This is a genomic window from Streptomyces zhihengii (genome assembly GCF_016919245.1).
Taxonomy (GTDB): Bacteria; Actinomycetota; Actinomycetes; order Streptomycetales; family Streptomycetaceae; genus Streptomyces; species Streptomyces zhihengii.
In genome coordinates this window covers 473,583-493,105 of the sequence record NZ_JAFEJA010000001.1, presented here as the reverse complement: position 1 = coordinate 493,105, position 19,523 = coordinate 473,583, and the positions used below count along the sequence as shown (strand labels likewise).

Below are 19,523 nucleotides of genomic sequence, written 5' to 3'. Positions count from 1 at the left end.
GATGCATTCCTCAAATTTGACTACTCGACTCGGAGTCGCCGAGGGTACCCCATCGCGAGCCCTCCCGGGCGGGGCGCGTATGTGATGCCGGTCTCATCGGCGGGTCGGAGTGCCCGGGCTCCCGCACCGTCCGGGCGCCGGTGCCCTCGCGCGCCGCGCTCCGGGGAGCCGGTCCGGTGTCCTCGCGCGCCGCGGTCCCGGGTGCCTGGGGTGTAGGCAGCACCACCCCGGACGGCGGGCGTCCCCCCGCGCGGTCCGGGTGGTGGCGCCATGGCCCGGGCGACCGCCCGATCCGTACGTTTTCCCAGGCCGGGACACCTCTCCGTCACCGGCCGAAGGCGCCCGCACGCCTCATGTCCGCATCACAGACCGGAGACCGACATGCCCCAGGCCACCGCCGCCCTCGCGGCCCCGCCGGCCGAGCCGCCCGCCCGCGGCACCGGCACCCGCCCGGCGAGCGAGTTCGCGCCGCTGCTGCGCACCGTCAGGGAACAGGGCCTGCTGGAGCACCGCCCGGGGTGGTACGCCCGGGGCATCACCGTCAATCTGCTCGCCCTCGCGGCGGTGGTGGCGGGCGTCGTCCTGGCCGCCGGATCCTGGTGGGTGCTGGCGCTCGCCCCGCTGCTCGCCCTGTTCTCCACCCGGGCCGCCTTCTTCGGCCACGACGCGGGCCACGCCCAGATCACCGGCGACCGGCGCGCGAGCCGGGTGATCCAGCTCGTCCACGCCGACCTGCTCCTCGGGATGAGCCGGGAGTGGTGGAACGACAAGCACAACCGGCACCACGCCAACCCCAACCACGTCGACAAGGACCCGGACGTGGTGGCGGACATCCTGGTCTTCACCCGGCGGCAGGCGGGCGGCCGGACCGGGCTGCGCGGCCTGCTCACCCGGCACCAGGCCTGGCTGTTCTTCCCGCTGACCACCCTGGAAGGCATCGCCCTCAAGGTCTACGGCTTCCGCGCCGTCTTCTCGCGCACCTCCCCGGGCCGTCCCTGGACCGCGTGGCGCGCCCTGGAGGCCGGACTGCTGCTGACCCACGTCGCCGGCTACGTGGCGCTGCTGGCCACCATGGGCCCGGCGCGGGCGCTGTCCTTCGCCCTGCTGCACCAGATGCTGCTCGGCCTGCACCTCGGCATGGCCTTCGCGCCGAACCACAAGGGCATGGAGATGCCCGACGGCGAGCACGGCAAGGACTGGGGCCATCTGCGCCGCCAGGTCCTCACCTCCCGCAACATCAGGGGCGGACGGGTCACCGACTGGCTGCTCGGCGGGCTGAACTACCAGATAGAGCACCACCTCTTCCCGAGCATGCCGCGCCCGCACCTGCGGCTGGCCCGGCCGCTGGTCCGCGCCCACTGCGCCGCGCTCGGCGTGCCGTACACGGAGACCGGTCTCGCCGACTCCTACCGGCAGGCCCTCGCCCACCTCCACGACGTGGGCGAACCGCTGCGGGCCACCGGGCGGTCCGGGAGCCGCGGGCCGGCCGGCGGGTCTGCGGACGGGGCGGACGGCGGCACCGGGAGCGCCGGAGCCTGAAGGCGGGGACCATGCGGGGAACCACGGAGAGCGATCGCGCGTTCTCGGGACATATGCGGCCACAGCCGCGAAGGAGGCGACGACATGTCGACACGTACCAAGGTCGTCATCGGGGGAGTGGCCGTCGGCCTGCTCCTGATGCCGCTGATCGGATTCTGGCTGTCCCTGCTGGTGGTGCTGGGTGTGCCGGCCGCCGCGTATCTGATGCTCGACCCGAGCCAGCGCCGCAGACTCCGCCGGGTCTCCCGGCGCGAGATCGGGCGCTGACCGTGGCCTGAGCCCTTCCGGTCCGCCACCCGCCACCCGCCGCCGCCCCGCCCCGCCCCGCGCGGCGGCGGTCGGCTCAGGAGGGGTGGACCGCGACCTTCTCCAGCACGTCGAGCAGCGCTTCCAGTTCCGGGCCCCGCTCCACCGGGATGACCTCGCACGGCTCGTCGTCGAGCAGTACGAAGGCCATGTCGTCGGTCCGCGCGACCATCGACCAGCCCGGTCCGTCGGCACGGATGGTGCGGGCGCCGCCGGGCGCGAAGGCGGACCGCACCCGGCCGGGCGGCGGTACGGCCTCCGCGTAGGCGCGCGCCTCGCGCAGGGCGCGTCGCAGGCCCTCGGCGAGCCGCGCCTCGCCGCCGTCGCCCGCGTCGCCCGAGCCGTCCGCCTCCGCGACGGCCTCGGGGGCCTTCGCGGCGTCCGCCCCGGGCACCTGCGGGCCGTCGGCCTCGGCTGCCTGTGGACCGTCCGCCTCGGGCGCCGCGCCGGGCGCCGCATCAGCCGGGCCGGCGTCCTCCGCCGCACCGGGCGCCGCGTCAGCCGCGTCGGTGTCCTCCGCCGCACCGGCCGTGTCCCCGTTCCCCGCCTGCTCCCGCCACAGGGCCCACTGCTGAGCCACCTCGTCGGCGCCCATCCGGCGCTGTGCCGGGCCCCACTCCTCGGTGTTCGGCGGGGTCAGCGGCGGCCGGTCGCCCTCCTCGGGGACCGGGTCGTGCGGCGCCGGCACACCCGGCGCGGCGACCGCGAGCTCCAGCGGCCACCCGGGCAGGGCGGCGACGACCGAGTTCTCGTCGGGGGAGAGGTCGTACTCCATGCCGCAGTCCCAGGAGGCGATCGCGACCGCGACGAGCGAGACGTCGTCGACCACCACGGTCCACCGGGCGCCCTCCGCGTCCTGCCCGATGACCAGGCCGTATCCCTCCGCGTAGGGCTCCAGCGCCAGCGAGCGGCACGCCTGCGGGTAGTCGTCGCCGAGCACGCTGGGGAACTGCGCGGGTGTGAGCAGCACAGCCGTCAGTACGTACAGCGCGTCGTCGTCCACGGTCTCTTCCGACCCGGGCACGGCCACCTCCCCGTCCGATCGTTCGTCGGCGCACCTTAACCAGCGGGTAACCCGCGCGTCGAGAGGGGGAGAGGGCCGGCTCCGGTCAAACCGGCCGGGACGGTTCCGCTCCGGGCAGCCCGAGGAGACCGCGGGCCACGGCCTCGACCGGTTCGTCGCGCTCCCGGGCCAGAGCGATGACCGCCCGGCAGGCGAGCTCGTTGATGCCGAAGACCAGGGCGTCGGGCGCGACCCAGCCCGCCGCCTCGTCGAGGCGGTCCTCGTCGTCCTCGACACTCGCGGTCACATAGGTCGCGGCGGCCTCGAAGACGTTGTGCTGCGGCCGGGACGGGTCGGGCGGCGGTACGGGGACGGGAGGATGGGCGGCGAAGACCTTGCGCAGGCGTGCGAGCGCAGGACGAACGGCGATCATGTGGATCCACCTTCCCGGGACGATGCGGTCGGCGTATACCGCTGACACATCAAGTCTTCCACCCGGCAACGGAGTTCGAACGGCCGGGTGGGCGTGCGCGGGGCGCGGTCCGCGTCGCCGGGGGAGCGCGCGCGTCAGCCCTCCTCGCGCTCGGCCAGCACCAGGAAGCGGTCGTCCCGGTCCGTGTAGGAGGTCGTCCGCCAGCCCGAGGACGCCAGCAGCGGACGGAGGTTGGGTTCGGCCCGCAGGTCGTCGTCGCCGAGCGTCCGGCCGTGCCGGGCGGCGAGCACGGCCCGTCCGATGGGGTGGAACAGCGCGAGCACCCCGCCGGGCCGCACGCCACGGGCCAGCTCCCGCAGGTTCTCCGCGGGCCGGGGCAGGTGCGCGATCAGCCCCGCCGCGAACACCGCGTCGAGCGCGCCCGCGCGCAGGGGCAGCCGGGCCACGTCGCCGAGCACCAGCGCACCGCTCCCCCCGCGGCCCGCGGCACGTGCCGCGTCGAGCATCCCGGGGGTCAGGTCCATGCCGATCACCACGCCGTCCGCGCCGACGGCCGCCCGCAGCGGTTCCAGCGCCCGGCCGGTGCCGCACCCCGCGTCGAGCACCCGGTCCCCGCCCCGCAGCCCGAGCAGGGCGACCGCGGCGGCGTACGCGGGCCCGTCGTCGGGGAAGCGGCTGTCCCAGTCCGCGGCGCGCGCGCCGAAGAATTCCTGTACGTGCGTGGGGTCGTCCACGTGGTCGTCGGCCATCCGTCCATGATCCGCCTGCGAGGCCGGTCCGTCACCCACCCTCCCCTCCCCGTCCGGACCGCCTCCGCCGGGGCGCGTGAGCCGCTGAACCTTCGCCGGGGCGCGTGAGCCGCTGAACCTCCGCCGGGGCGCGTGAGCCGCTGAACCCCGGCCGACCCGACCCGACCCGAGGGGCCGCCTCGTCAGGCCCGCCCGGGCCTCCTCGCCCGGCCGCCCCGCCGCGGCCGGATCTCGCCGTGCGGTGGCCGGCGCGAGACCGTATCGAGCGAACTGCGCGCATGTTCGAGCGCGGGGCGGTCGTCCGGCGGCAGCCGCCTGTCACATTCCATCAGCTTTCGAACTGAGCCCCGGAACCGCCCACCCCCTCGGACTAGCGTCCCTGAGCCATGGGACACCTGGACCACGCCGCATTCGGCGTGCTGACACCCGCGCTCTCGTACCTGATGGCCGTCATCGGCGCAGCCCTCGGACTGCGCTGCACCGTGCGCGCCCTCGGCACCACCGGCCGCTCCCGCCGGAACTGGCTGCTCACCGCCGCCTCCGCGATCGGCACCGGGATCTGGACGATGCACTTCGTCGCCATGCTCGGCTTCGCCGTCCGCGGCACCGACATCCGCTTCGACGTGCCGCTGACGATCCTCAGCCTGCTCGTCGCCATGCTCGTCGTCGGCGCGGGCGTCTTCTGCGTCGGCTACGGCCGGGACAGGCGGCGCGCGCTGCTGGTCGGCGGGCTCTCCACGGGCGTCGGCGTCGCCAGCATGCACTACCTGGGCATGGCGGCCCTGCGGCTGCACGGCAGCGTCGACTACGACCCGCTGCTCGTCGCCCTGTCCGTGGCGATCGCCGTGGTCGCCGCCACCGCGGCGCTGTGGGCGGCGCTGAACATCAGGTCGCCGCTGGCGGTGGCCGTCGCCTCCCTCGTCATGGGAGCCGCGGTGAGCAGCATGCACTACACGGGGATGCTCGCCGTCGGTGTCGAGGTGACACCGGCGACCGGCGAACTGCCGGGCGCGAGCGCGATGCAGTTCATCTTCCCGCTCGCCGTCGGCCTCGGCTCGTACCTCTTCGTCACCGCCGCCTTCGTCGCGCTGTCCCCGGCGGCGGGTGAGCGGGCGGCCCCTGCGGGCCCCGGCGGCCCCGCGTCCGACGCCTCCCACCGGAGGAGCGCGGCCACCGCGGCCCCGGACCCCCGCCGGACCCCCGCCCCGACCCTCTGAACGCCTCCCCCCACCGGCAGCCCGGCAGCCCGTCCCCCACCGGCTGCCCGAGCCCGGCAGCCGTCCCGTCCACCGGCCGTCCGAGCCCGGCAGCCGTCCCGTCCACCGGCCCGACGCCCCCGAGCGGCGGAGCCGCCGTCCCCGCCCCGCAGCCGGAACGAGGAGGCCATGCACACACCCCGCACCCCCCAGGACGGCGAGAGCCCGCCCCGGCCGGGAGCCTCCGGACGCGGACGGCGTGCCCACGCCGGAGCACCGGCGGTCGAGCACACCGGCCACCGTCCGGCACCCGCCCCGGCGGACCCCGAGCCGGAGCGCCGCCCCTCCCGGCGGCTTCCGCTCCGGGCCCGGACCGTACGGGCGAAGGTCATCTGCCTGCTGATGGTGCCCGTGCTCTCGCTCCTCACCCTGTGGGGCTTCGCCACGGTGACCACCGCCCAGGACATGGCCGGACTGCGCCTGCTGCGCCACGTCGACACGCGGATCGGCGCCCCCGTCGCCACCGCCGTCACGGCGCTCCGGGCCGAACGCCTCGCGGCCCTGCGGCAGATCGCCGCCCCCGGAGCCGAACGCGCGGCCGCGCTGCGGGCGGCGGCGGCCCGCACCGACGCCACCGTGCGCGCCCTGCGCGTCGACGGGGGCCCGACGGTCGCCGCGGGCGGCGAGGTGCCCGGGGAGATCGGCGACCGGCTCACCGCGTTCGTCGACGCGGCCGACGCGCTGGACGCGACCCGCAAGGCGGTGGCCGGCGGCAGGGCGTCCTGGGAGCCGGTGTACGACACCTACAACGCGGTCGTGGAGACCGCGTTCACCGTCACCGGCGCGACCGCCGCGCTGCGGGACGGCGGCCGGTCGGCGTCCGACGCCCGGGTGCTGCTGGAGCTCGCCAGGGCGGAGGACATGCTGGCCCGGGAGGACGCCCTCGTCACCACCGCCCGGCTCGCGGGCGACTTGCCGGCGGCCCGTCTCCGCCTGTTCACCGGTGTCGCCGCCACCCGCGCCGCGCTTCTCGGCGCGGCTGCCGCGGACCTGCGCGGCCCGGAGCGCGACGCGTGGCGGGCACTCACCGGCCGTGCCGAGTACCGCGATCTGCGCACCGCCGAGGACCGCATCGGCGCCGCACGGGCGGGGCGCGCGGCGGCCACGGCCGTCTCCGCCGCGGCGTGGGAGGAGGCGCACACCGCGGTCGCGGGCGCCCTGCGCGACATCGGCACCTCGGCACGCCGCGCCGCCGCCGACCGCGACACCCCGGCCGGGGGCGGCATGCTGACGGCGGCCGGCGCCGCCGTGGCCCTGGGCCTCGTGGCCGTCGTCGCCTCCCTGGTGATCTCCGTGCGCATCGGCCGGGGCCTCGTCGTCGAACTCGTCACCCTGCGCAACGGCGCCCTGGACATCGCCCGGCGCAAACTGCCGCACGCCATGGCCCGGTTGCGCACCGGCGAGCAGATCGACATCCACGCCGAGGCGCCCGAGGGCCCGCCCGCCGAGGACGAGATCGGGCAGGTGGGGGAGGCGCTCGGCACCGTGCACCGGGCGGCGCTCGGCGCGGCGGCGGAGCGCGCCGAACTGGCCGGCGGCATCTCCGGCGTCTTCGTCAACCTCGCCCGGCGCAGCCAGACGCTGGTCCACCGTCAGCTCGCCCTGCTCGACGCGATGGAGCGCCGGGCCGACGACCCGGGCGAGCTCGGCGACCTGTTCCGTCTCGACCACCTCACCACCCGGATGCGCCGCCACGCGGAGAGCCTGATCATCCTCTCCGGCGCCGCCCCCGGCCGGGCGTGGAGCACCCCCGTCCCGCTGACCGGCGTCGTGCGGGCCGCGGTCTCCGAGATCGAGGACTACGCCCGGGTCGAGATGCGCACGCTGCCGGAGGCGGCGGTCAACGGCGCCGCCGTGGCCGACGTCACCCATCTCCTGGCCGAACTCGTCGAGAACGCGGCCCAGTTCTCACCGCCCCACACCAAGGTCCGCATCACCGGCGAACCGGTGGGGAACGGCTACGCGCTGGAGGTGGAGGACCGCGGGCTCGGCATGGGCAGGGAAGCCCTCGCGGAGGCCAACCGCAAGCTGGAGGAGTCCGAGGCGCTGGACCTGTTCGACAGCGACCGGCTGGGGCTGTTCGTCGTCAGCAGGCTCGCCTCCCGGCACGGCATCAAGGTCCGGCTCGGCACCTCGCCGTACGGCGGGAGCACCGCGGTGGTGCTGCTGCCCACGGCCCTGCTCCAGCCCGCCCTCCCCGCGCCCGCGGACTCCGGCACCACCGGCCACCGTCCCGCCCCGGGTCCGCGCCCCGTCCCCGGACCGCCCCGCCACGCGGAGCCGCTGCCGGCCGGCGACCCCCGCACGGCCCGGCCCGCCCGCCCCGGCGGCCCGACGCGCACCTCCCCGCCGCGTCCCACCGCCCGCCCCCACGCCGCCCCTGGGGACGACCCCGTCACCCGTCCCCACCCCAACCCCGGACCACCCCGCCCCACCGCCACGCCCCCGGCGCGCCCACCACCCCGCCCCCACACCCGGGCCGACCGACTCCGGGCCCGCCGTGTCCCTCGCCTCCGTTCCCACCGACCCCGGGCGCGCCGCGTCCATCGCCTCCGTTCCCCCGGACTCCGGGCCCACCGCCGCCGTTCCCACCGCTCCGCTCCCGTACGCCGCGCCGCCCGGCGTACGCGTGCTGCGGCCGGGCGACGTGCCCGCGCAGCCGCCCGAGGGCGAACTGCCGCGCCGCATACGGCAGTCGCACCTCGTGCCGCAGCTCCGCGACGTCACGAACCCCGAGCCGCCGCGCACCGCCGCGCCCCCCGGCGGCGCGGCCGGACGCAGCCCCGAGGCGGTACGCGACCGGATGGCCGCCTACCGCGACGGCTGGGTGCGCGGCGGCGGGACGCCGCCCGGAACACCGGCCGCGCCCCCACGTCCCACCCCGCCGCCGCCCGCGCGGCCCTCGTAGAAGGAGACCGATCATGACCGAGCACGAGCCGGCGACGGGCCACCACCGCTTCGGTGACCTCGACTGGCTGCTGGACGACCTCGTCGTCCGGGTGGGCGAGGTCCGCCACGCCGTCGTCCTCTCCGGTGACGGGCTCCCCGTGGGCGCCTCCGCCGGCCTGAGCCGCGAGGACGCCGAGCACCTGGCGGCCGTCGCCTCCGGTTTCCACAGCCTGGCCAAGGGAGCCGGACGTCACTTCCGGGCGGGCGGTGTGCGCCGGACGATGGTGGAGATGGACGACGGCTTCCTCTTCGTCGCCGCGGCGGGCGAGGGGTCCTGCCTGGCGCTGCTCACCGCCGCCCGCGCCGACATCGGCCTGATCGCCTACGAGATGGCCCGGCTGGTCAACCGCGTCGGCGAGCACCTGCGCACCCCGGCCCGCGTGAGCACGCCGTGACCGGCGCCGCCGCGGCGCCCGGCAGTCAGTGGTACGACGCCGATGCGGGGCCGCTGGTCCGTCCGTACGCGATGACCGGCGGGCGCACCAGACCGGGCCCGAGCAATGTGCGGTTCGACCTGATCGCGCTGGTGGTGGTGGACGAGCGGACGCCCCCTGACGCCGAGGAATCGCTCCTCGGCCCGGAGCACCGCACGCTGCTCGCCCTGTGCCGCTGCGAGACCCAGTCCGTCGCCGAACTCGCCGCCGACGCCGATCTGCCGGTCGGCGTCGTGCGCGTCCTCCTCGGCGATCTGCTCGAAGCGGGCCATGTGAAGGTCAGCAGCCCGGTGCCTCCCGCACGGCTGCCCGACGAAAGGATCCTGCGTGAGGTCATCGAGGGCCTGCGCGCCCTGTGAGCGCCGCCCGCGCACGGTCCGGCCGCGCCACGGCTCAGCCCCGCCCGGCGGGGGCCTGCCGCCACGCCTCCTCCGTCAGCGCGTACTCGACGTCACCGTGTTCGGAGCCCTCGATCGTCTCGGGCCACTCCTCGAAGAAGGTACGGACGAAGACGAGCCCGGACTTCTCCATCACCCGCCGCGAACGGGAGTTCACCGTCATGGTGGTGGCCGTCACCCGGCGCACGCCGAGCTCGGTGAAGCCGAGCCGGATCAGGGCGCGGGAGCCCTCGGTGGCGAGGCCGCGCCCCCAGGCACGCCGGTGCAGCCGGTAGCCGAGCTCGACCTCCGCGCTGCTCTCCGGCGACGTCGGCCGGAATTCGAACCAGCCCAGGAAGCCGCCCGACGCGCGGTCCTCGGCCGCCCAGTGGCCACGCCCCTCGCCGCGCTCCGTGTCGAGGCAGGGGAAGCGGCGCAGCAGCGCCGGCATCGTCTCCCGCTCGACCTCCTCCCGGGTCGCGGGGCGCCCGCCGTTCAGATGGCGCATGACCTCCGGGTCCGCGTCGAGGGACAGGACGCGCTCCACGTCCCGCGGGGTGAAGGGCCGCAGTGCGAGGCGGTCGGTCTCCAGGAACACGTGCATGCGCGGATTCTCGCCGCCGCGGGCGACCGCCCGCGAGCGGATTTCCCGCGTCCCGCACCTCCCTGAGCCCGCGTCCGCCCCCGGCACCGCCCCTGCCCCCGGCACCGGCTCCGCCCCTGGCACCGGCTCCGCCCCTGGCACCGCCCCCGGTACCGGCACGCCCGCCACCCTTGCCCGACGACACCTGGGAGATGACGACGCATGGCCCCCGACAGCACCTGGACCACCCCCACCGACCGCCCCGCATCCGACCACCCCACCCCGGGCGGCGGCGAGGACAGCGGCGAGGACTCCGGCGCCCTCGCGCTGAAGATCCTCGTCGCCGGCGGCTTCGGCGTCGGCAAGACCACCCTCGTCGGAGCCGTCAGCGAGATCCGCCCCCTGCGGACGGAGGAGCCGCTCAGCGAGGCGGGCAGCGGGGTGGACGACACCGAGGGCGTCGCCCGCAAGACCACCACCACGGTCGCCATGGACTTCGGCCGCATCACCATCCGTGCGGGACTGTCCCTCTACCTCTTCGGGACGCCCGGGCAGGACCGCTTCTGGTTCCTGTGGGACGAGCTCGCGCAGGGCGCCCTCGGCGCCGTGGTGCTCGCCGACACCCGCCGCCTCGGCGACTGCTTCCCCGCCGTCGACTACTTCGAGCACCGCCGGATCCCGTTCGTCGTCGCCGTCAACTGCTTCCCCGGAGCACGGGCGTTCGGCGCCCACGAGGTGGCCCGCGCCCTCGACCTCGACCGCGGCACCCCGGTCGTCCTGTGCGACGCTCGCGACAAGGACTCGGGCAAGGAGGTGCTCGTGCGCCTCGTCGAGTACGCCGGCCGCGTGCACACCGCCCGGCTGCTCGACTCCGTCGGCACCTGATGTGCGCCGTCGCGCGAACGCGTCGGTTCCCGGCCCACACGGCGGGCGAACGTGTCGGGTTCTGCGCGGGGGAGCCCCGCAAGGGCGTGCGCCGGCGCGCGGACGGCGCGCGCTCCGGCGCCGAATGCACCGGACGGAAACCGGCGGACCTGCGCGGATCATGGCCGGGCGGTGCCGCTTCGCGGCGAGAGGACCTTGCCGAGGGACGCCGCGTACGAAAGGCTTACCGGCAGACGTACGGCCACGGGGAACGTACGAGGGGGAGGGACGGCGATGGCGTTGGACAAGGGACTCGACTGGCTGCTGGACGACCTGACGAAGCGGGTCGACCACATCACGCACGCGCTGGTGCTCTCCAACGACGGGCTGGTGACGGGGGCGAGCACCGGGCTCGCGCGGGAGGACGCCGAGCACCTCGCGGCCGTCTCCTCCGGACTGCACTCCCTCGCCCGCGGATCGGGCCGCCACTTCCGCGCGGGCCGGGCCCGGCAGACCATGGTCGAGTTCGACGACGCCATGCTCTTCGTCACCGCGGCGGGCGACGGAAGCTGCCTGTGCGTGCTGAGCTCCGCCGAGGCGGACGTCGGCCAGGTGGCCTACGAGATGACGCTGATGGTCAACCGGGTCGGCGAGCACCTGGGAGTCGCGGCCCGCCAGCCCGGCGACAGCACTCTCTGACCTGCGACGGCCCGACCTGCGACGGCCTGACCTGCGACGGCCCGACCTGCGACGGCCTGACCTGCGACGGCCCGACCTGCGACGGCCTGACCTGCGACGGCCCGACCTGCGCCGACTTGACCCGGGACGGCTGACCTGCGACGACGAGGTTCTTCACCGGCGACGGCAGGGCCGGGGCGCCGTCCGCCGGCACCGGCGGGCAGGCGCGCCGGCCGGTGCCGGGCACCGGGGCGCGCGCACCCCGTGAAGCTCCGCTGTGGGCCCGCTTAAGAAAACCTCGATGGACGCGACGCTCCGAGCTGGGCAGATTGGAGCCCGTCCACTGAGCGGAGCCGTATTTTCGGTATCCGGTCAGTCCCGTCGCATGCCTGGAGCCGTATCGATGAAGGCACTTGTCAAGCAGCACGCCGAGCCCGGCCTGTGGCTCATGGATGTGCCGGAGCCCGAGACCGGCCCCGGCGACGTGCTGATCAAGGTGCTGCGCACCGGCATCTGCGGCACGGACCTGCACATCAGGTCCTGGGACCACTGGGCACAGGGGGCCGTCACCACCCCGCGCGTGCTGGGCCACGAGTTCGTCGGCGAGGTCGCGTCCGTGGGCTCCGACGTCGCGGACATCGCGGTGGGCGACATCGTCAGCGGCGAGGGCCACCTGGTGTGCGGCAGGTGCCGCAACTGCCTCGCCGGCCGCAGGCACCTGTGCCGCAGCACGGTGGGCCTCGGCGTCGGCCGCGACGGCGCGTTCGCCGAGTACGTGGCGCTGCCCGCCTCCAACGTCTGGGTGCACCGCACCCCGGTCGACCTCGACATCGCCGCGATCTTCGACCCGTTCGGCAACGCCGTGCACACCGCGCTGTCCTTCCCGCTGGTCGGCGAGGACGTGCTGATCACCGGCGCGGGCCCCATCGGGATCATGGCGGCCGCCGTCGCCCGGCACGCCGGCGCGCGCAACGTGGTCATCACCGACGTCAGCGAGCCCCGGCTCGAAATCGCCCGCAAGGCCGGTGCCACCCTCGCCGTCAACGTCGCCGAGACCGGCATCGCGGACGCCCAGCGGCAGCTCGGCCTCAAGGAGGGCTTCGACATCGGCCTGGAGATGTCCGGCCGCCCCGAGGCCATGCGCGACATGGTCGACAACATGACCCACGGCGGGCGCATCGCCATGCTCGGCCTGCCCGCCGACGAGTTCGCCGTCGACTGGTCGAAGATCGTCACCTCGATGATCACCATCAAGGGCATCTACGGCCGCGAGATGTTCGAGACCTGGTACGCCATGACCGTGCTCCTGGAGGGCGGCCTCGACCTCAGCCCGGTGATCACCGGCAGCTACGGCTACCGCGACTTCGACGCCGCTTTCGACGAGGCCGCGCACGGCCGCAGCGGCAAGATCATCCTCGACTGGACCGTCTGAGCCCGTCCGGACCGCCCGCGTCCCGCCCCTCGCCCGCCCGGCGACAGCCTCAAGGAGACCCCTCATGTACGCGTCCGTCCGCGACGACCTGCGCACCACCCTCGACGAGATCCGCGAAGCCGGCCTCTACAAGCCCGAGCGCGTGATCGGCACCCCGCAGAGCGCCTCCGTCGCCGTCACCGCCGGCGGCGCCGCCGGTGAGGTGCTCAACTTCTGCGCCAACAACTACCTCGGCCTCGCCGACCACCCCGAGGTCGTCGCCGCCGCCAAGGACGCCCTCGACCGCTGGGGCTACGGCATGGCGTCCGTCCGCTTCATCTGCGGCACCCAGGAGATCCACAAGGAGCTGGAGCAGCGCCTGTCGTCCTTCCTGGGCCAGGAGGACACGATCCTCTACTCCTCCTGCTTCGACGCCAACGGCGGTGTCTTCGAGACCCTCCTCGGCCCCGAGGACGCGGTCATCTCCGACGCGCTGAACCACGCCTCCATCATCGACGGCATCCGGCTGTCCAAGGCCCGCCGCCACCGGTACGCCAACCGCGACCTGGCCGACCTGGAGCAGCAGCTCAAGGAGACCCAGGCCGCCCGCCGCCGGCTGATCGTCACCGACGGCGTCTTCTCCATGGACGGCTACGTCGCCCCCCTCGCCGAGATCTGCGACCTCGCCGACCGCTACGACGCGATGGTCATGGTCGACGACTCGCACGCCGTCGGCTTCGTCGGCCCCGGCGGGCGCGGCACCCCCGAACTGCACGGTGTGATGGACCGCGTGGACATCATCACCGGCACCCTGGGCAAGGCGCTCGGCGGCGCCTCCGGCGGCTACGTCGCCGCCCGCGCCGAGATCGTCGAGCTGCTGCGCCAGCGCTCGCGCCCCTACCTCTTCTCGAACTCCCTCGCGCCCGTGATCGCCGCCGCCTCCCTGAAGGTGCTGGACCTTCTGGAGTCTGCGGGCGACCTGCGCGAGAAGCTCGCCGCCAACACGGCGCTGTTCCGTTCGGCGATGACCGACGCCGGCTTCGAGATCCTCCCCGGCGACCACGCCATCGCCCCCGTCATGATCGGCGACGCGGCGAAGGCGGGCCGGATGGCCGAGCTGCTGCTGGAGCGCGGGGTGTACGTGATCGGCTTCTCCTACCCCGTCGTCCCCATGGGCCAGGCGCGCATCCGCGTCCAGCTCTCCGCCGCGCACTCCACCGGGGACGTCGAGCGCGTGGTCGCCGCGTTCACCGACGCCCGCGCCGCCCTGGAGGCGGAGACGGCGGCCTGAGGGCCCGCCGCCCCCGGTGCGGACGCCGGCCGGAAACCGTGCCGCCCCGGGGTGGACGCCGGCCGGGAATCGCGCCGCCCCGGGGTGGACGCCGGCCGGGAATCGCGCCGCCCCCGGGGCGGAGACCGGCCCGCGCGGCACCGGTCCCGGGCGCGGACGGCGGGTGTCGCGGCCGGTGACACAATGACCGCGTGATCGACCCCCGCCGGCTGCGCATCCTGCGGGCCGTGGCGGACCACCGTACGGTGACCGCCGCGGCCTCCGCGCTGTACCTCACCCCGTCCGCCGTGTCCCAGCAGCTCAACGCGCTGGAACAGGAGACGGGCCATACCCTGCTGATCCGCGGCGGCAAGGGCGCGGCCCTCACCGCGGCGGGGGAGATCCTGCTCGGCCACACCCACGCCGTCCTCGCCCAGCTCGAACGGGCCGAGGCCGAGCTCGCCGCCTACGCGCAGGGCGCCGCGGGCGAGGTGACCGTCGCCGCGTTCGCCACCGGCATCGCCGAGGTCGTCGCCCCCGCGATCGTCCGGCTGGCCGGTGAGCGGCCGGGCATCGGGGTGCGGGTCCGGGACGCCGAGGGCGACGAGAGCCTCCCGCTGGTCCTCGACGGGGAGGCGGATCTGGCCGTCGCCGTGGAGTACCGGGGCGCGCCGGGCGCGGACGACCGGCGGCTGTCCCGGGTGCCGCTGTACGCGGAGCCGTTCGACGCCGTGCTGCGGGCCGACCACCCGCTGGCCGCCGCGGAACGGGTGGAGCTCGCCCGGCTCGCCGGCAGCGACTGGATCGGCCCCTACCCCGGCAACCCCTGCCACGACATGGTGCTGCTCGCCTGCGAGCTCGCCGGGTTCCAGCCGCGGCTGGTGCACCAGTCGGACGACTTCCGTGCCGTGGTCGCCCTCGCCGGCGCCGGTGCGGGGGTGGCCCTGGTGCCCCGCTCCGCGCTGCGCGGCATGGAGCTCAACGGCGCGGTGGTGCGCTCGGTGTCGGGCCCCGCGGCCACCCGCCGGGTGTTCGCGGCGGTCCGCCGCGGCGCGGAGGAGCACCCCCTGATCCGCCCTGTCCTGGACGCCCTCGCGGCCACGGCCTCCGGCCTCTCGGCCGACACCGCCCCGACCGCCTGACGGACCCGACCCGCCCGCCCGCCGGTCGCCGCGCACACGTCCCGGCGGCGCGGGGGAACGCGACACCAGGCCCCGCCCGCCCGGCACTACCGGGCCACGGTGCCGAGTCCTCCCCGGACCGGCCCCGCCGCGCCCGCCGGAGGGCGCGGCTCGAAACCGCGACGCGGGGCGCCGGCACCGCGCGCCGTCCGGGCGAAACCGCGACGCGGGGCGCCGGCACCGCGCGCCGGCCGGGCGCGGCACGCGCAGGCGGGAGCCCCCTCGCGGCAGCACGCCCGCGGCTCCGCCGCCAGGCGCCGACCGCCGCCGCGCCCGCCCCCGGCTCGGGCTCCCGGCCCCGCCCCGGGAACCCCCGCCCCTGGCTCGGGCTTTCAGCCCTCTGGCTCGGGCTCCCGGCCCGGCCCGGGCCCCCCGGACCGGCCCGCCTGCCTGCCCCGGCTCCGCCCGGGAACCCCCGCCCCGCCCCGGCGGGACTACCCCGCCGGGGCCTCCAGCGCCTTCTTCAGGTTGGCCAGCGTCGTGCGGATGTTGCGGCGCTGGAAGTCGGCGAAGGTGTGGCCGCGGGTGGCGATGCGGTCGAACACCCCGGCCAGCGCGTCCGGCCAGGCCCGGCGGTCGTCCGTCCAGGTCTCCGTGACCCGCGTCCCGCCGCCCTCGGCCGCTTCGAAGCGGTACTCCCAGGTGGCGATCGGGCCCCGCAGCACCGGGCGCCGCAGTCCGATGGCCCGCACCCGGAAGGCGAACCGCTCACCCGGATCGGCCGCCGTCACCGTGCAGCGCGTCGTCCACGACAGCGGCCCCCGGGTGTTGCGGCCGTCGAAGACCGTCCCCACCCGTGTCCCGCCCGGGGCGTCGCGCACGACGGCGCCGCGGTTCTCGGGGCTCCAGCGGCCCATCAGCGTCGGGTCGCTCACCTGGGCGTAGACGTCCGAGGGGGACGCGTCGATCACGACGCTGTCCGAGACGGTGAAGATCCGTGGCATCGTCATGACTCCGATCGTCGAGGCCGCCCGACGCTACCGTGCCCCGCGCGGCACCCGTACCGCGGGGTGTCCCGCGGCGGCTCATGGCCACGCCGACGAGGACCACGGCCATCCCCGCCACCACCCGCGGGCCCACCTCCTCGCCCAGCACGACGGCGCCGAGCGCCACCGAGACCACCGGCAGCAGATAGCCGACCGTGGCCGTCGTCGTCGGTCCCTCGTCGGCGATCAGCCGGTTGGTCAGCGCGAAGGTGAACCCGGTGGCCAGGACCCCCAGCGCGACGACGGCGAGCACCCCCGACGGCTCCACCGCGCCCCAGGAACCCGTGCCCCGCCCGGTGAGCGGGACCGCGAACGCGCCGTAGCCCGTCGCCGTCACCAACTGCGCGGCCGACAGCGCCAGTGGGTCGCCGCCCAGCCCGGAGAGCTTGCGCGCCATGTACGCGAAGGCCACGGCGTACGCGAGGGCCGCGCCCAGGATCGCGAGGGCGCCCGGTCCGAGGAGCCCGGCGCCGCTCCAGGGCGCGAAGATCAGCAGCACACCGGCGAAGCCCAGCAGCAGACCGGCCACCCGCACCGGGCGGATGCCGCGCTCGGCTCCGGTGGCCAGGCCGATCAGCAGCGACCACAGCGGTGTGGTCGCGTTGAGCACTCCGGCCACCCCCGAGTCGACCGACTGCTGACCGATGCCGAACAGGACGAACGGCAGCGCGTTGCAGAAGAACGCCGCCACCAGCAGCCGCCGCCAGGTGACCGCGTCCGACGGCAGCCGCCGCCCGCTCAGGAGGCAGACCGCCACCAGCACCAGAGCGCCGAGCGCGCAGCGGGCGAAGGCGATGAGGCCCGGCGACAGGCCGCCCTCCAGGGCGAGTTCGGTCCACAGGAACGCCGATCCCCACAGCAGGGCCAGCAGTCCCATCCGCATCAGCGTGCCACGACCGCGCGCCACGTCCGTCTCCCTCCACCGCGGCGGGGAGTCCGCTGTCCGGGGAGCCCACCGTTCGAGGAGTCCACCGTGCACCCCGGCCCCGCTGAAGCACCAGTGAAAGCTTCTGGACACTCCGTTAACCTGTGCTACATGCTCGATGTGCGCAGGATGCGGATGCTCGAAGCCGTGGTGACCCTGGGGTCGGTGACGGCGGCCGCCGCCGAGCTCGGCTACACGCCCTCGGCGGTCAGTCAGCAGATCGGGGCCCTGGAGAAGGAGACGGGCACGGAGCTGCTGGAGCGGGTCGGCCGGCAGGTGCGTCCCACCGCCGCGGGGCGGCTGATCGCCGAGCACTCCGCCGCCATCGGCCGGCGGATCGCCGAGGCCGAGACCGCGCTCGCGGATCTGAGGGCGGGGCGCACCGGCAGCCTCTCCCTCCGCTACTTCGCCACCGCGGGGGCCGGTCTGGTCGCCCCCGCGGTCGCCGCCTTCCGCCGTGAGCACCCCGGCGTACGCGTCGACCTGGCGCTCGCCGACCCCGAGGACCCGCTGGGCGCGGTGCGCCGGGGAGAGGCCGACATCGCCCTGGTGGTCCCGCTCGCGCGGCAGGGCGACGCGGACGAGCTGCTGATGGCGGAGCGCCTGGCCGAGGATCCCTATCGCGTGGTGCTCCCGAAGGGCCATCCGCTCGCGGCGAAGCGGGTCGTCGACCTCGGCCGGCTCGCGGGCGAGCCGTGGGTCGGCAACGAATGGCCGCCGGGCCCCTGCCTGGAGCTGGTGACCGACGCCTGCGCCGAGGCGGGCTTCGTCCCCGGCTTCGCGGTCCGCAGCGAGGACCACGCCACGGCGCTGGGGTTCGTCGCCGCGGGGCTGGGGGTCGCTCTGATGCCGCTGCTCGGCATCGGCGGCGGGCACCCGGGGGTCGTCGTCCGCAAGGTCCGCGGTCCGCAGCCCGTCCGTGTCGTCCAGGCCGTCAGACGGCGCACGCAGCGGGAGGGCCCGGCGCTGCGGGCCATGCTGGACGCCCTGCGCGAGGCGGCCGGGGGCGGCCGGTGACGGGCCACCGGCCTGTGAAGCAACGGGGCACGGTCCGGACGGCGCCGGACCGTGCCCCGGTCACGGGCGCCCCGCCCGACCGGGGCGCCCGTGGTCCGTCGGCCGGGGCGCCGTGAGGCTGCCCGGCCGCAGGTGACGGAAGGTCAGCGGGTGACCGTCCACTTCTGGTTGGCCGTGCCCGCGCAGGTCCAGATCTGGAGCCGGGTACCGTTGGCGGAGCTGTTCCCGGTGGCGTCCAGGCACTTGTTCGCCTGCGGGTTCACGATGTCGCGGGCCGTGTTGGCGACCCACTTCTGGGCAGCGGTGCCGTTGCAGGTCCAGAGCTGCACGACGGTCCCGTCGGCGGTGCCGCCCGAGGCGACGTCGAGGCACTTGCCCAGCGCGCGGATGGTGCCGTCGGCGCCCACGGTCCACTTCTGCGCGGCGTTGCCGTTGCAGTCGTGGAGCTGTATCGGGGTGCCGTCGGCGGTGTTCGCGGCGGCGACGTCCACGCACTTGCCGCCGATGCCGGTGATCGGCCCGCCCGCCGCCGGGGTGTCACCGGTGCTGACGCGCACGTAGTCGACGACGAGCTGCTGCGGGAAGACCGTGCTGCCGTCCGGGTCGCCGGGCCAGTAGCCGCCGACGGCCAGGTTCAGGATGAGGAAGAACGGCTTGTCGAAGACCCACTGCCGGCCGCCGAGGTCCGCGGGTGTGCGGCGCTGGTAGACGGTGCCGTCCACCGACCAGGTCACCTCGTTCGGGGACCAGTCGACGGCGAAGGTGTGGAAGGCGTCCGCGAACTTCTGCCCGCCGGGCAGGGTGTAGCCCGCGCCGATGCCGCCGGAGCCCGAGTAGCCCGGTCCGTGCAGGGTGCCGTGGACGGTGGACGGTTCGAAGCCGACGTTCTCCATGATGTCGATCTCGCCCGACGCGGGCCAGCCGACCTGGCCGATGTCGTTGCCCAGCATCCAGAACGCGGGCCACATGCCCTGTCCGCGCGGCACCTTCATACGGGCCTCGACGTGCCCGTACGTGGTGGTGAACTTTCCGGCGGTGTTGAGCCGGGCCGAGGTGTACTCGCAACGGCCGTACCAGCACTGGTAGTTGCCCGGGTTCTCGCGGCGGGCGGTGATGACCAGGTTGCCCTGCCCGTCGAGCGCGGCGTTGTTGTTGCCGGCCGTGTAGTACTGCCGCTCGTGGTTGTTGACGTTGTCGCCGGTCTCGATCTGCCACTTGCCGGAGTCGACGGCCGCGCCGGCGGGTCCGTTGAAGTCGTCGGAGAAGGTCACCGCCGCGGCGGCCGCGGCCGGTGCGGGGGCCGGTGTCCGGTCGGCGCCGGCGGCGGGGGCGCCGCCCAGCAGGCCGGCCATGGCGGCGGCGAGCGCCAGTACGGTCACCGGGCGGCGCAGCGGACGCCGGGAAATGCGGGGGGAGTCCATGACTCTCCCTTCCGGTACGTGGGGGTGGAAGGGGCTGTCGTGCATATGACAGGTCGCTGCGAGGGGGGCCCGCGGGTGACGGGCGCTTACCTCAGCATGTGATTCAAGAAGTGAAATAAGGGGGTGTCAAGAGCTTGGTCC

Annotated in this window: 18 protein-coding genes and 1 pseudogene; 12 read left to right on the top strand and 7 right to left on the bottom strand. The window is 75.4% G+C overall.

Annotated features, from left to right (window positions below; genetic code table 11):
- The first annotated feature begins 381 nt into the window (after nucleotides 1–381).
- Together JE024_RS02105 and JE024_RS02100 are read left to right on the top strand one after the other, a co-directional pair.
- The gene (locus JE024_RS02105) at nucleotides 382–1,539 is read left to right on the top strand and encodes a fatty acid desaturase family protein (protein ID WP_205371910.1); all 1,158 of its coding nucleotides are present in this window, start codon (nucleotides 382–384) and stop codon (nucleotides 1,537–1,539) included.
- Between the two features lie 84 nt (nucleotides 1,540–1,623).
- Nucleotides 1,624–1,806 carry a tail-anchor membrane protein gene (locus JE024_RS02100; protein WP_147986076.1) on the top strand — a complete coding sequence of 61 codons (183 nt, stop codon included), beginning with the start codon at nucleotides 1,624–1,626 and terminating at the stop codon, nucleotides 1,804–1,806.
- 76 nt (nucleotides 1,807–1,882) lie between these two features.
- On the opposite strand, the gene JE024_RS02095 is transcribed toward JE024_RS02100, so the two are convergent.
- The 3 genes from JE024_RS02095 to JE024_RS02085 form a co-directional block, all read right to left on the bottom strand.
- The gene (locus JE024_RS02095) at nucleotides 1,883–2,869 is read right to left on the bottom strand and encodes a hypothetical protein (protein WP_205371909.1); all 987 of its coding nucleotides are present in this window, start codon (nucleotides 2,867–2,869) and stop codon (nucleotides 1,883–1,885) included.
- 85 nt (nucleotides 2,870–2,954) lie between these two features.
- Nucleotides 2,955–3,281, bottom strand: coding sequence for a hypothetical protein (locus JE024_RS02090; RefSeq protein WP_205371908.1), 327 nt, complete (start codon nucleotides 3,279–3,281; stop codon nucleotides 2,955–2,957).
- Nucleotides 3,282–3,415: 134 nt separating this feature from the next.
- Nucleotides 3,416–4,030 carry a class I SAM-dependent methyltransferase gene (locus JE024_RS02085; RefSeq protein WP_205371907.1) on the bottom strand — a complete coding sequence of 205 codons (615 nt, stop codon included), beginning with the start codon at nucleotides 4,028–4,030 and terminating at the stop codon, nucleotides 3,416–3,418.
- 386 nt (nucleotides 4,031–4,416) lie between these two features.
- On the opposite strand from JE024_RS02085, the gene JE024_RS02080 reads away from it, so the two are divergent.
- The 4 genes from JE024_RS02080 to JE024_RS02065 all read left to right on the top strand — a co-directional run bounded on the left by JE024_RS02080 (nucleotide 4,417) and on the right by JE024_RS02065 (nucleotide 9,028).
- Nucleotides 4,417–5,247, top strand: a complete 831-nt coding sequence (locus JE024_RS02080; RefSeq protein ID WP_205371906.1) for an MHYT domain-containing protein — start codon at nucleotides 4,417–4,419, stop codon at nucleotides 5,245–5,247.
- A 168-nt stretch (nucleotides 5,248–5,415) separates the two neighbouring features.
- Nucleotides 5,416–8,211 (top strand): sensor histidine kinase, encoded by a 2,796-nt coding sequence (locus JE024_RS02075; RefSeq protein ID WP_205371905.1) that lies wholly within the window; start codon nucleotides 5,416–5,418, stop codon nucleotides 8,209–8,211.
- Nucleotides 8,208–8,630, top strand: a complete 423-nt coding sequence (locus JE024_RS02070) for a roadblock/LC7 domain-containing protein (protein WP_205371904.1) — start codon at nucleotides 8,208–8,210, stop codon at nucleotides 8,628–8,630. Before JE024_RS02075 ends, JE024_RS02070 begins: the two co-directional genes overlap by 4 nt.
- A complete protein-coding gene (locus JE024_RS02065; RefSeq protein ID WP_205371903.1) occupies nucleotides 8,627–9,028 on the top strand; it encodes a DUF742 domain-containing protein in 402 nt (133 codons plus the stop codon). The genes JE024_RS02070 and JE024_RS02065 overlap by 4 nt, the downstream gene beginning before the upstream one ends.
- 34 nt (nucleotides 9,029–9,062) lie before the next feature.
- Here JE024_RS02065 and JE024_RS02060 read toward each other — a convergent pair whose 3' ends face one another.
- Complete coding sequence (locus JE024_RS02060) at nucleotides 9,063–9,650, bottom strand: GNAT family N-acetyltransferase (protein WP_205371902.1); 588 nt, start codon at nucleotides 9,648–9,650, stop codon at nucleotides 9,063–9,065.
- A 201-nt stretch (nucleotides 9,651–9,851) separates the two neighbouring features.
- On the opposite strand from JE024_RS02060, the gene JE024_RS02055 reads away from it, so the two are divergent.
- The 5 genes from JE024_RS02055 (at nucleotide 9,852) to JE024_RS02035 (ending at nucleotide 14,994) form a co-directional block, all read left to right on the top strand.
- Nucleotides 9,852–10,514, top strand: coding sequence for a GTP-binding protein (locus JE024_RS02055; protein WP_244882528.1), 663 nt, complete (start codon nucleotides 9,852–9,854; stop codon nucleotides 10,512–10,514).
- A gap of 273 nt (nucleotides 10,515–10,787) precedes the next feature.
- Complete coding sequence (locus JE024_RS02050) at nucleotides 10,788–11,192, top strand: roadblock/LC7 domain-containing protein (RefSeq protein WP_205371901.1); 405 nt, start codon at nucleotides 10,788–10,790, stop codon at nucleotides 11,190–11,192.
- Between the two features lie 382 nt (nucleotides 11,193–11,574).
- Nucleotides 11,575–12,603 (top strand): L-threonine 3-dehydrogenase, encoded by a 1,029-nt coding sequence (gene tdh / locus JE024_RS02045; protein ID WP_205371900.1) that lies wholly within the window; start codon nucleotides 11,575–11,577, stop codon nucleotides 12,601–12,603.
- A gap of 64 nt (nucleotides 12,604–12,667) precedes the next feature.
- Nucleotides 12,668–13,873: a glycine C-acetyltransferase gene (locus tag JE024_RS02040; protein ID WP_205371899.1), complete on the top strand. Its 1,206-nt coding sequence runs from the start codon at nucleotides 12,668–12,670 to the stop codon at nucleotides 13,871–13,873.
- A gap of 191 nt (nucleotides 13,874–14,064) precedes the next feature.
- On the top strand, nucleotides 14,065–14,994 hold the full coding sequence (locus tag JE024_RS02035; RefSeq protein ID WP_205371898.1) for a LysR family transcriptional regulator: 930 nt from the start codon (nucleotides 14,065–14,067) through the stop codon (nucleotides 14,992–14,994).
- Nucleotides 14,995–15,467: 473 nt separating this feature from the next.
- On the opposite strand, the gene JE024_RS02030 is transcribed toward JE024_RS02035, so the two are convergent.
- Together JE024_RS02030 and JE024_RS02025 are read right to left on the bottom strand one after the other, a co-directional pair.
- The gene (locus tag JE024_RS02030) at nucleotides 15,468–15,977 is read right to left on the bottom strand and encodes an SRPBCC family protein (protein WP_205376326.1); all 510 of its coding nucleotides are present in this window, start codon (nucleotides 15,975–15,977) and stop codon (nucleotides 15,468–15,470) included.
- 91 nt (nucleotides 15,978–16,068) lie between these two features.
- Nucleotides 16,069–16,896: pseudogene (locus JE024_RS02025) on the bottom strand (DMT family transporter); the annotation flags it as partial.
- 159 nt (nucleotides 16,897–17,055) lie between these two features.
- Between JE024_RS02025 and JE024_RS02020 the strand changes: the two are divergent.
- On the top strand, nucleotides 17,056–17,961 hold the full coding sequence (locus JE024_RS02020; RefSeq protein WP_244882527.1) for a LysR family transcriptional regulator: 906 nt from the start codon (nucleotides 17,056–17,058) through the stop codon (nucleotides 17,959–17,961).
- Between the two features lie 143 nt (nucleotides 17,962–18,104).
- On the opposite strand, the gene JE024_RS02015 is transcribed toward JE024_RS02020, so the two are convergent.
- Nucleotides 18,105–19,382 carry a glycoside hydrolase family 16 protein gene (locus JE024_RS02015; protein ID WP_205371897.1) on the bottom strand — a complete coding sequence of 426 codons (1,278 nt, stop codon included), beginning with the start codon at nucleotides 19,380–19,382 and terminating at the stop codon, nucleotides 18,105–18,107.
- Between the last annotated feature and the right edge of the window lie 141 nt (nucleotides 19,383–19,523).

Coding starts and splice junctions, on each gene's coding strand:
- JE024_RS02105 (WP_205371910.1), top strand. CDS start 382: ATGCCCCAGGCCACCGCCGCCCTCGCGGCCCCGCCGGCCGAGCCGCCC.
- JE024_RS02100 (WP_147986076.1), top strand. CDS start 1,624: ATGTCGACACGTACCAAGGTCGTCATCGGGGGAGTGGCCGTCGGCCTG.
- JE024_RS02090 (WP_205371908.1), bottom strand. CDS start 3,281: ATGATCGCCGTTCGTCCTGCGCTCGCACGCCTGCGCAAGGTCTTCGCC.
- JE024_RS02085 (WP_205371907.1), bottom strand. CDS start 4,030: ATGGCCGACGACCACGTGGACGACCCCACGCACGTACAGGAATTCTTC.
- JE024_RS02080 (WP_205371906.1), top strand. CDS start 4,417: ATGGGACACCTGGACCACGCCGCATTCGGCGTGCTGACACCCGCGCTC.
- JE024_RS02075 (WP_205371905.1), top strand. CDS start 5,416: ATGCACACACCCCGCACCCCCCAGGACGGCGAGAGCCCGCCCCGGCCG.
- JE024_RS02070 (WP_205371904.1), top strand. CDS start 8,208: ATGACCGAGCACGAGCCGGCGACGGGCCACCACCGCTTCGGTGACCTC.
- JE024_RS02060 (WP_205371902.1), bottom strand. CDS start 9,650: ATGCACGTGTTCCTGGAGACCGACCGCCTCGCACTGCGGCCCTTCACC.
- JE024_RS02055 (WP_244882528.1), top strand. CDS start 9,852: ATGGCCCCCGACAGCACCTGGACCACCCCCACCGACCGCCCCGCATCC.
- JE024_RS02050 (WP_205371901.1), top strand. CDS start 10,788: ATGGCGTTGGACAAGGGACTCGACTGGCTGCTGGACGACCTGACGAAG.
- tdh (WP_205371900.1), top strand. CDS start 11,575: ATGAAGGCACTTGTCAAGCAGCACGCCGAGCCCGGCCTGTGGCTCATG.
- JE024_RS02040 (WP_205371899.1), top strand. CDS start 12,668: ATGTACGCGTCCGTCCGCGACGACCTGCGCACCACCCTCGACGAGATC.
- JE024_RS02030 (WP_205376326.1), bottom strand. CDS start 15,977: ATGCCACGGATCTTCACCGTCTCGGACAGCGTCGTGATCGACGCGTCC.
- JE024_RS02020 (WP_244882527.1), top strand. CDS start 17,056: ATGCTCGATGTGCGCAGGATGCGGATGCTCGAAGCCGTGGTGACCCTG.
- JE024_RS02015 (WP_205371897.1), bottom strand. CDS start 19,382: ATGGACTCCCCCCGCATTTCCCGGCGTCCGCTGCGCCGCCCGGTGACC.